A 9,473-nucleotide genomic window follows, 5' to 3' on the forward strand; every position below is an offset into this window, starting at 1 on the left:
ACTAACAAAATATCATAAAAAAGAGCTCCTATGGTTTTCACCCAACGGGTGAAAGCGCAAAACCCGCTGAAACGGTATTAACTTGTCGTTTCAGCGGGTTTTTGTTTGTCTTGATGAATAATCCGGGATCAATAAATTCAAGTACTTTTTTTGTATAACAATATATATAAAAAATGCAACCGGTAAAATGATTATCGTAGATTTAAACAGTGCACCCACTGAAATAGTAAAGCCCATTCCCACCATCAATAATAGTTTTATCGGAAAGACACCATTGTAATTCATTGATTTTAGAAACAAGAAAAATGCTAACGCGGCAAAACTCAGTGTAATTGTATCTGAGTATAAAACAGGTGCATATTGATAGAAAGGCAAAAAAGAAATCCACAAGATTTGCACAATCACCTGTGTTTTAACACCCTGAATTAGACTAACACTTTTAGTCGTAAAGAAATATGCAATCCAAATACACAAACCACCAATGATGGCTAAAGCTGTTGAATAATCTACGTCCGTATAAATACATAACGTGGCAATACCCTTCATAAGAATCACGTAGGTTCCGTTGTACGGATAACGAAGCAGATAGTCTGATCTATCTATTTCGGTCATACTGTGACCAACATTGTCAATTGCCGATCTTGAAATAGCTGCATAGTCCCAAGTCACAGCATGTAAATCAACCTTTAGAAAAACACTAACCGCAATTACTAATGGCAGATACAACCACGTCAACCATTTAGAAATATTGGGCAAATCCTTACTTTTAAGTACCCAAAAAACTACCACAAAAGGCAGTATAAAAGTTATATTTTTTCCAATAATAGTTGCAATGCATATCAAACACAAAGACAACCACAGTCCACCAAGCTTTAAAGTGTTTATAATTCTTGTCACTGTGAACACTCCTGTTATCCTAAAAATTTTTTTAAGAGGTTTCCCTCTTTATTAGATTGATATCCTCATCCAACAGATGAACATATTACAGAAATGTAGTGTCTTTTTTGTGTTTATTTTACGACGTTTCATTCACCCTTCGCCAGAACGTTAAAGACACGCCCTATATTATTAACAAAAATCACAATGTTTCTTTCAACGTACCGAGTGTCTTTGCATCCTAAACAATTGATTCAGTAATTTTGACACAATTTCATCGATTTTACATGCTCGAAAAATAATTTGGCGTATACCATCAACAGTAATACCGACAGTCATTATCGCGAAAATAGAAAGAACTAATCTAATAAGCAAATCTTCCAAAGACACGAACTTTCCTGCATCAAACAACTCATTCCACATAAAAATCCGTGTTAATCCATTATCATGCAATAGATAAACACCGAACATTGTTCCTCCGACAAAATTAATTGATGTATTTTTAAAAGTGACATTTTTAAAAATTAGGAATATACCAATCGCCATCGCAAACGCAAATACATTAAAACCAGTAACAAAGCTCAATTGTATAGACTGCGCTGTCTGATTAAACATCCCCAGTTTTAAAAGTCCAGCTGTTATGATTGTGTCCATCACCAACAATCCAAACAAAGCGACAATTCCTGTCAATGTTCGAATTCTAAACTCGCTTAGCCTAATCCATCCGCCCACATAGTATGCAACTCCCATGCCGATCAATGGGTTAGTTGCATCCCGAGTAATCAGCGGCAAACCAACAAACACAATCGACAAAGCGATTACGATCAATGAACTTTTTGTAGTTAATTTATGCAAAACCATGTTCAACATCGGAGATACTAATAATAACAACACGTAGTCTGTCGGAAACCAGTAATTTTGAAACAGAATGGGTAAGAAAGTCTTCATTTTACTGATTGCATTCAAGTCCACACCGATGTAAAAGTGTGCAATTGCTGACATTAACACTGACCAAAAAAATACCTGTGTAAAGATCGGAACTATCTTATTGATTTTAAAAGTTGATTTAACATTGAAATATCCAGTAATTAGCACAAAAAGTATAACACCCGTTTTGCCGCCTAAACGTAACATTTGCAAAGCCAATTTAGTTTCACCCGAATATCCTGGCGGAAAATGCCACTGCGTATACGTAACAAAGTGGCAACCAATAATCATTATCATCGCTACGATGCGTAACAACTCAAAGTTGCTATCTCTTACTTTTTTCAAAACAAAACTCTCCCTATGATTTTTTACAAATCATAATATACAAGTTTTAAGACACACAAAAAACAAACTTCACAAACTGTTCATCTTTTGCGAAAGAAACAAAAAAACTCCGAAAACACTATTTTCCGGAGTTCCTGATTATAAATACTAATATTTCAATATATGTCAGGACTACATTGCTTTTTCAAGTATACAAACCAAGCCACTAATACCGGCCACGCAAATACAAAAAACGTAAACATCGACGTCACTAACGCCAACGCCACGAAATACACGTATGCCCAACTAGCAGCGTTTTGATTCTGCCAAGCAACCTTGAATCGCTGAACAACAACATATAGCATCGGCAGTACCAGAACTAATCCAAATCGTGCAAACCAACCAAGAAATCCGGATAGGATTGGATAACCGTAAACTGCATAGACATTTTGGTATTCAAGATTAGCTTTCGACCAACTCGGCACGTTTTCTACTATATATGGTGACTCAAATCCGTACCCAACTCCAAACAAAGGATGTTGCAAGATGGTTTTCAATAACCCGATTGTGCCACCGAGTCGATTTTCGGTACCGTGTTTTTCCAGAAGAAATCTCGTAAACATATCGTGAACACCTTGTAGATATTGATATAGCCCATATCCGATACCGGCACCTGAAACTGCAATAATGAGCAACATCACTCGTTGCATCCCCACACCAGTAACCAGCATCAGCAATACGCTCACAAACACCAACAACATCCCCGTTGTGGTTTTAGCAGCCAATAACACTAACCATGCGGAAATTAACGTCACCCATAAAAGCAACGCATTCGCCACACCCGGTCTTCGCCAGATGATCAACGACTGTCGAACTCCCACCATAAAGATAGGTAGAAACACCACACCAATCAAAATAGCTAGAAACGGCGCTTCCGGTTCAAAACCATTCAATCTCATCTGGGTCGTGACATAACTACCGGCTTGATAGAAATCATCACGGCCTATCCAATGACGTTCAAACAGTTGCGCCAGCCCATTTACGTAGCCAATCGTCTCCGTTCGACCAATCATCACCCAGAATTGCGGTGCCAATACCATGATGAAATAAATCCAAAAAGCAGCGTATGCCCCGCGGACAATCGTCATAAAGTTTTGTCCACTCAATTTCACTGTTGCCCAGGCTAGCCAAACAACAATCAACAACTCCACAAGCCCAATTAGTCCGTGAATCAGGCCGGCCGTTGTTGTATCAATGCCAACCTCATTATATGAAATCAGCACCCGTACTGCTTGTACGATAAAAACTGCCAAGCTGATCATCAAAGCGCGATTACTCGGTACAATTTCTCGCCACCGCCCTTTAATCGCCTGGATAAACACATAACTGCCAAACACTACCATCGGTAACTGCGTAAAGACATCCAGCCACCAATACGAATGCGTTCTCGGAAACAGAATTACAAAAAACAACCAAAACGCCATACACTAGCCCTGCACACGTGACGTTCTGGTACGACGTTGTTGGCAGGTTTCACGTACTACGCGACGCCAAAACATAAACAACAGTCCAACTGCCACACCAATCGTGCCACCTTATACCAGTACCTTCTTAGTCTCATACAACGCCACATTCTTCGCTTCAGATGGTCGCGTGGCTGACAACAATTCCGGTTGTGGCATGTCCGCCATCAACGTTGGTGCAACTTCCGCGAAAACTTCAACATACGTGTTTGTTAGACTGGCCGCCAACTCTGCTGTTTCCGCTTTCGCCGATAGATCCACAATCAAGGTATTTAAATCTTGTTCAAAGGTCACCATTTCACGCAATTGTTGTCGTGACAGATGTGCCCCACGCTTTGCCAGACGTCCTTGCACCTCATCAACAATTTTTGAATCCTTCGCCGCTTTCAAGTACGACTTAATCAGCAAGCTATCCGCATTAAATCGACCAATATCCCCAGTTGTTTGTTTATTCCCGATATACATTTGTCGCGTCGCCACATAGCTATCCGGCACATTACGCGTCGCCAACCACAGGCTTGCTGCGCCAATTACGGCACACACCACTAAACAAACGCCCCGCTTTATCATCCCCATTGTCTCTTTCTCCCCTACATTCACTGACAAACTGTCATTATTTAAAATAACCCTCCGCCACTGTATCAGAATCACAGACAAATAAAAAGCGCACACCATAGACAGTCTATGGTGTGCACATAATTTTATAAGCTACTAATCAAATCATCTAAATTTCAGGAATGAAATACTGATCAAATGTTACATAATTTTTTCGTTCAACATAATCACTGTACTGCTGAATTTTAGGCAAAATTTTGACGTGTAATCTGCTTTCTAAATTTAGTTTAGTTAATAGGTTCCTTCCTCGTACATCATTTCCGTTCGAGCTACCGTATCGTTCTAATAATAGCGAAACGTTTAGGTTCATCTCTTGTAGAAGATCTTCTTCGTTAAAACCATCACGGATTCTAAAATAAAAATACAATTCTGTTTTTCCAGAATATAAATCAACCGAATCGAACATTGCCTGAAAATATGAATAATCTGCAGCAGATAATGAATGCCCATAAAACTTTATAATTTCCACATCATCATCCAAAAGCCCTCTGCCTAAATATGTTTCACCAGACAAGGACATAATTCGGTAAGTCTTCGAAAATGCAAACAATGGATTCGACCTTTCAGCGTCGTTTGCCAACTCATCTACACCAAAAATAATATTGTTGGTATCCAGGCTTCCATGCACATTTCTTTGCACATAAAACCTTTGCTCTTCGTCATCTCCAAACGGACGCGTGTAATTAAAGTTAAGCAATCTATTCTTTAAAACAATTTCGTTAAACTCCAAATCTGGTAAATCTGCAATTATTAACTCGTCTATTAATCGTTCTGCTTTAATTAAATAATTAGAATCCATTGAGCGTCTAAATAAATATTCAATAAAGAATGATTCATACGCATTCAGCTCTTTTAATAGTAATGTCACCGTATAAAACAATTGTGAATCTGTTGTATCACGACTTTGTAATTCTTCAATATAGGAATACTTGAAATCGAGTATTTTCACTATTTGCACCACTAAGATTGTTTTGTAAATACTATATTTAGTATAGTTCAAACCCACAGTGACCAACAGAGAAAGTATACTGTGTTTCATCCACCCATTTCTTAGATTTTCAGGGTAGTCCTCACTTTCTAGTGAATCTCGCATTAAAACATCGGTAATCAACGACTCTATATCTGACCAGTTAGTCATCTCAACGTCCTTATTTTTACGTGCTAATATTAAATCCCACACGGTGACATTCTTGAGATATTCATTTTCAGTAAAAACGTTGTCCATACTGGCCAAAAGGGGTTCGGTATATCTGTCCTTATAGAAATCTGAATACTTCGAACATAGGCCTGCTTCCAAATCAGCTCCATTGCCAATAATAATGACTTGAGAAACTACATTTGGATTCTCGAACCATATTGCATCAGTGGGCTTCAATTTTTCATACTTCTTTGATTTCACCATGCGTCTCCTATCCCTGACAAAATAAAAACAGTTGATCAAAAAATCAACTGCTCAAATAACATTAACGCAAGTAGTACGTGCCGTCGTTACCGAAGTAGTAACGTTGTCCGTTGATTGTTTGCCAACCTTGCACGGCGCGACCTTCCTTGTTAGTCCAGTACTTGTAACCCCATGCTTCACGCCAACCTTCGTTTTGGCGAACACCGTTAACAAACCAGTAGTACGTCCCCATGTAGTAACGGAAGCCTGTGTACAAAGATCCCTTTTCGTACCAACGGTAACCACCGTTAGCTGGTGAACCATCATACAAGCAACCTGAAGCCTTACCCTTCAAGTTAAACGTACCATTCGTACCGAAGTCATATGGGACACCGTCAATGAAGCGAACGCCTTCAACAGCACGGCCATCGTTACCAACGTAGTATTGCAAGCCCCATTGTGAGACCCATTGGTTTTCTTGACGAACACCGTTAATGAAGTAGTAGTACGTCCCCATGTAGAAGCGGAAACCTGTGTACTTGACACCAGATTCAAACCAGTACCATTGGCCATCTGAATCTTGCAAGTAACCCGTCTTGGCTGGCTTGTCCAACTCAGTCAAGTTGTACGTCTTGATGATGTTAATCAACTTTGACCCATATGATGGATCCGTCGCGTACTTACCCGTCAATGCATTGGCAGCATCGGCATATGTCTTGGCCTTTGACTTCCAAGTGCCTGAGTAGTAACCACTATCCCACGTCAAACCATTACGCAACAACTTGGCATTGGCTTCCAATGAGTCGTAACGTGAGGCGTACTTCACAAATGGCGCCTTAATTGTAACCCACTTACCGTTTGACCATTCCAACGTATCAGCCCAGTAAGTTGGGTTATTCGTGTTGGTTTGCTTAATTCCGAAGTAGTTGTTGGCTTATGTACTTAGGGTACTTAGCCCCCATGAACTCTCCAAAGCCGCTTGCGCCATTTGAACTGAAGCGTACAAACCGTACTTGTTCGTCACATTGATAACGTCAGCGCGGTTGCTATTAATAAACTGTTGCACTTGCGATGATGTCGCAGCTGTTACATCTAACGGTTTAGAAATCGCCGCACCACCGGCAACTGCAGCTGTTCCAGCAACAACAACCGCCATTGTCTTCTTAATACCCATTTAATATTCCTCTCAAATACGGATAGTCCCCCGTTCACAGCCTGTCCGATAATCCATACTACTAATAATGTATCAGTTTGTATGGCTCCTTGCAATTCTGACTATTTTCTGCACTTCTAAAAAAAGCATTAGGTATTAAAAAGTATACGCAACAAATGCCATCGTTACCAGCAAAACGGGTTTTTATGCCAAAATTGCTCATATTTTTCACCTATCGTCAATTATTGTTCATAAATTAATAGTGCCTCACGCATAAATCTCCCCTATAATAATCATCGATTGACATTTAAGGGAGAATTGACAATATGAAAAAAGTATTGCTTTGGATACTAGGAATTGCATTGGCTGGTATCGTCATTATCGGTGGCGTGGCGGCCTACAAGATTCACAACACCACGTCTAAGATTTACTCAAACAACGAGCAAATTTCAAAGACATCAGATAAGAAGACCGGCGACAAGAAGCCAGTTGCTTACCTATTGCTTGGTACGGACACTGGCGCACTTGGCCGTGGTTACAAGGGTCGTACCGACACCATGATGGTGATGGTCGTTAACCCATCAACGAAGTCATCAACCATGATGTCACTCCAACGTGATACTTTGATTTCATTGAACGGTCAAAATGCGAAGTTGAATGCTGCTTATGCATATGGATCAGCCGACTCTGCCATGGAAGAAGTTGAACAATTGCTCGACATCAAGTTAGATGGTTACCTATTGGTTAACATGAAGGGTATGAAGCAACTAGTTAACGCCGTTAATGGTGTTACGGTTAAGTCACCTTTGACGTTTAGCTACGAAGGATACAGCTTCGTTGAAGGTCAAAGCTACCATGTTGACGGTACGGAAGCCCTTGCCTTCTCACGTATGCGTTATGACGACCCACGCGGTGACTACGGTCGCCAAGAGCGTCAACAATTGGTCATCAAGGCTGTGATGGACAAGTTGCAATCCAACCCAACGACAGTGATGTCAGACAAGTTCCTTGGCGCCGTTGCTGATAACGTTCGTACTGACGTGTCACTAACGTCAATTAAGAACTTGGCATCAAACTACCGTGAGGCCGGTAACAACGTGAAGTCTGACCAAATGGTTGGTACTGGTACGATGATTGATGGTGTTTCATACCAAGTTATGGATGAAGCTGAAATCAACCGTGCGCACAACGTAATTGAAAACGCACTTAAGACAAAGTAAAACCAAAGCGGCGCTCCCGATTCATTCAGGAGCGCCGCTTTTAGTTTAGTTTTCGAATTCTTGCTTGGCCTTGAAAATAACCAACTTACTCAAAACGTAGTTCGATACAATCACGAAGACATTTTGAATGATATTCCAAATCATATCGTTTTGGTGCAACCAGCTAACCCCGATCCACATAATACCAGATCCGATAACACCAGTAGCCAAACGTGCCACATAGAACTTGACGATTTCATCGAAGTACTCGCGTGGCGTGCTAGCTTGGCTGTTAAAGACCCACTTGCGGTTCGTTAGGTATGCGACCAACACCGTGATAAACCAGGCCAACCAGTATGACACTTGCACTGGCATATCCGTCATACGCAACAAGGCGTACACCACAATATTAACAACGGTCGTTAAGACACCAAAGAATAAGTACAAAATTTGAGAGCGGAACTTGACCAGCAAGTCCTTAACCATTTCGACCATGAGGACATCTACTTTCTTTTTATTCACTCAAATTATTGTACCACACCGTTGCAAGCCTAGCTGTTCACAACTTGACGGCGCTCGCTCTGCATCATAACGCGGTCCAATTGTTCAATCAACGCTGGCACAATCACTGACGTACGGCGACGGACATAAGCCAGCAGCAACGTGCACGCTTCAGATGTAATGCGTGGATTCAAGCCCGTTACTGTCGTAATTTTATCGAGACGATATTGAATCGTACGACGGTGGACGTGAAGTGCGTCACTCAAAGCGCACATCGACTGACCAAACGTCGCATACAACCACAATGTCAGCATCACCTCATCATCCAAGTGATCATGAATGAGTTGCTCCGTTTCTGGATAAATGACCCCAGCATCGATGATGGTAGCTAAATCCATCATATGCTCGTAGTACAGCGTTCGCATCTCATCGACCATTGGGTGAGTCATCGCCAGTGCAAAAATCCCCTCTTTCACACTTTCTTTAATGTCATCATGTGGCATCCCCACCCCAGCCAACGCGCGCTTTGGCAATCGTGGCAAGAAGTCGTCGACCTCATCTGCCGGCAACACATAGACGCGTCGCAAATAATCCAATTCAAATGCCAACCGCTCATCTGGTAGTTGTTGCTTGTCACCTTCGACCACAACTGCAACATACTTTTCACCGAAATCGACGCCATATGCGCGCGCCTTATTCACGAACGACTTATCTGCGATGATATCGTTCTCCGGCAAAGCCAACCAGTTTTGCATAAATGTCTGAAGCATAAATTAACCCTCCCAAAATTCATGAAACTCTTCATTCCTACAACTTGAGTATATCGAATATCGGACATTAAATTAACCCCGGATTATTCATGCACTAAATTTTTAACCACAGCTAAATCAGTAAAATACGATAAATCACCTTGAAACTGCCAGTACCTTGGCACGGTTTCAGGGTGTTTTTTTCGATTGGGCGTTTTTTGAGAA

9 protein-coding genes and 1 pseudogene are annotated in these 9,473 nt (G+C 41.0%); 1 reads left to right on the forward strand and 9 read right to left on the reverse strand.

Features of this window, described 5'->3' with window-relative positions:
• Positions 1-90: 90 nt before the first annotated feature.
• The 7 genes and pseudogenes from C6P11_RS06845 to C6P11_RS06875 form a co-directional block, all read right to left on the reverse strand.
• On the reverse strand, positions 91-897 hold the full coding sequence (locus C6P11_RS06845) for a hypothetical protein (protein WP_135519782.1): 807 nt from the start codon (positions 895-897) through the stop codon (positions 91-93).
• 195 nt (positions 898-1,092) lie between these two features.
• Positions 1,093-2,148 (reverse strand): acyltransferase family protein, encoded by a 1,056-nt coding sequence (locus C6P11_RS06850; RefSeq protein WP_135519784.1) that lies wholly within the window; start codon positions 2,146-2,148, stop codon positions 1,093-1,095.
• A gap of 155 nt (positions 2,149-2,303) precedes the next feature.
• On the reverse strand, positions 2,304-3,440 hold the full coding sequence (locus tag C6P11_RS06855; protein ID WP_135519786.1) for an O-antigen ligase family protein: 1,137 nt from the start codon (positions 3,438-3,440) through the stop codon (positions 2,304-2,306).
• A gap of 282 nt (positions 3,441-3,722) precedes the next feature.
• On the reverse strand, positions 3,723-4,226 hold the full coding sequence (locus C6P11_RS06860) for a hypothetical protein (protein WP_135519788.1): 504 nt from the start codon (positions 4,224-4,226) through the stop codon (positions 3,723-3,725).
• 148 nt (positions 4,227-4,374) lie between these two features.
• A complete protein-coding gene (locus C6P11_RS06865) occupies positions 4,375-5,664 on the reverse strand; it encodes an AbiH family protein (RefSeq protein WP_167849548.1) in 1,290 nt (429 codons plus the stop codon).
• 64 nt (positions 5,665-5,728) lie between these two features.
• Positions 5,729-6,568 (reverse strand): annotated as a pseudogene (locus C6P11_RS11260) (glucosaminidase domain-containing protein); the annotation flags it as partial.
• Between the two features lie 12 nt (positions 6,569-6,580).
• The gene (locus C6P11_RS06875; protein WP_135519794.1) at positions 6,581-6,820 is read right to left on the reverse strand and encodes a glucosaminidase domain-containing protein; all 240 of its coding nucleotides are present in this window, start codon (positions 6,818-6,820) and stop codon (positions 6,581-6,583) included.
• 305 nt (positions 6,821-7,125) lie between these two features.
• On the opposite strand from C6P11_RS06875, the gene C6P11_RS06880 reads away from it, so the two are divergent.
• Positions 7,126-8,019 (forward strand): LCP family protein, encoded by an 894-nt coding sequence (locus C6P11_RS06880; protein WP_135519796.1) that lies wholly within the window; start codon positions 7,126-7,128, stop codon positions 8,017-8,019.
• A gap of 45 nt (positions 8,020-8,064) precedes the next feature.
• On the opposite strand, the gene C6P11_RS06885 is transcribed toward C6P11_RS06880, so the two are convergent.
• Positions 8,065-8,493, reverse strand: coding sequence for a GtrA family protein (locus tag C6P11_RS06885; protein ID WP_135412137.1), 429 nt, complete (start codon positions 8,491-8,493; stop codon positions 8,065-8,067).
• 56 nt (positions 8,494-8,549) lie between these two features.
• Positions 8,550-9,269 (reverse strand): PucR family transcriptional regulator, encoded by a 720-nt coding sequence (locus C6P11_RS06890; RefSeq protein ID WP_135519798.1) that lies wholly within the window; start codon positions 9,267-9,269, stop codon positions 8,550-8,552.
• Between the last annotated feature and the right edge of the window lie 204 nt (positions 9,270-9,473).

It is taken from the genome of Weissella confusa (assembly GCF_004766315.1).
Taxonomy (GTDB): Bacteria; Bacillota; Bacilli; order Lactobacillales; family Lactobacillaceae; genus Weissella; species Weissella confusa_A.

Bases quoted from the DNA above. Each gene is read 5' to 3' on its own strand.
- C6P11_RS06885 (WP_135412137.1), bottom strand. From the start codon at position 8,493: ATGGTCGAAATGGTTAAGGACTTGCTGGTCAAGTTCCGCTCTCAAATT.
- C6P11_RS06860 (WP_135519788.1), bottom strand. From the start codon at position 4,226: ATGGGGATGATAAAGCGGGGCGTTTGTTTAGTGGTGTGTGCCGTAATT.
- C6P11_RS06890 (WP_135519798.1), bottom strand. From the start codon at position 9,269: ATGCTTCAGACATTTATGCAAAACTGGTTGGCTTTGCCGGAGAACGAT.
- C6P11_RS06880 (WP_135519796.1), top strand. From the start codon at position 7,126: ATGAAAAAAGTATTGCTTTGGATACTAGGAATTGCATTGGCTGGTATC.
- C6P11_RS06875 (WP_135519794.1), bottom strand. From the start codon at position 6,820: ATGGGTATTAAGAAGACAATGGCGGTTGTTGTTGCTGGAACAGCTGCA.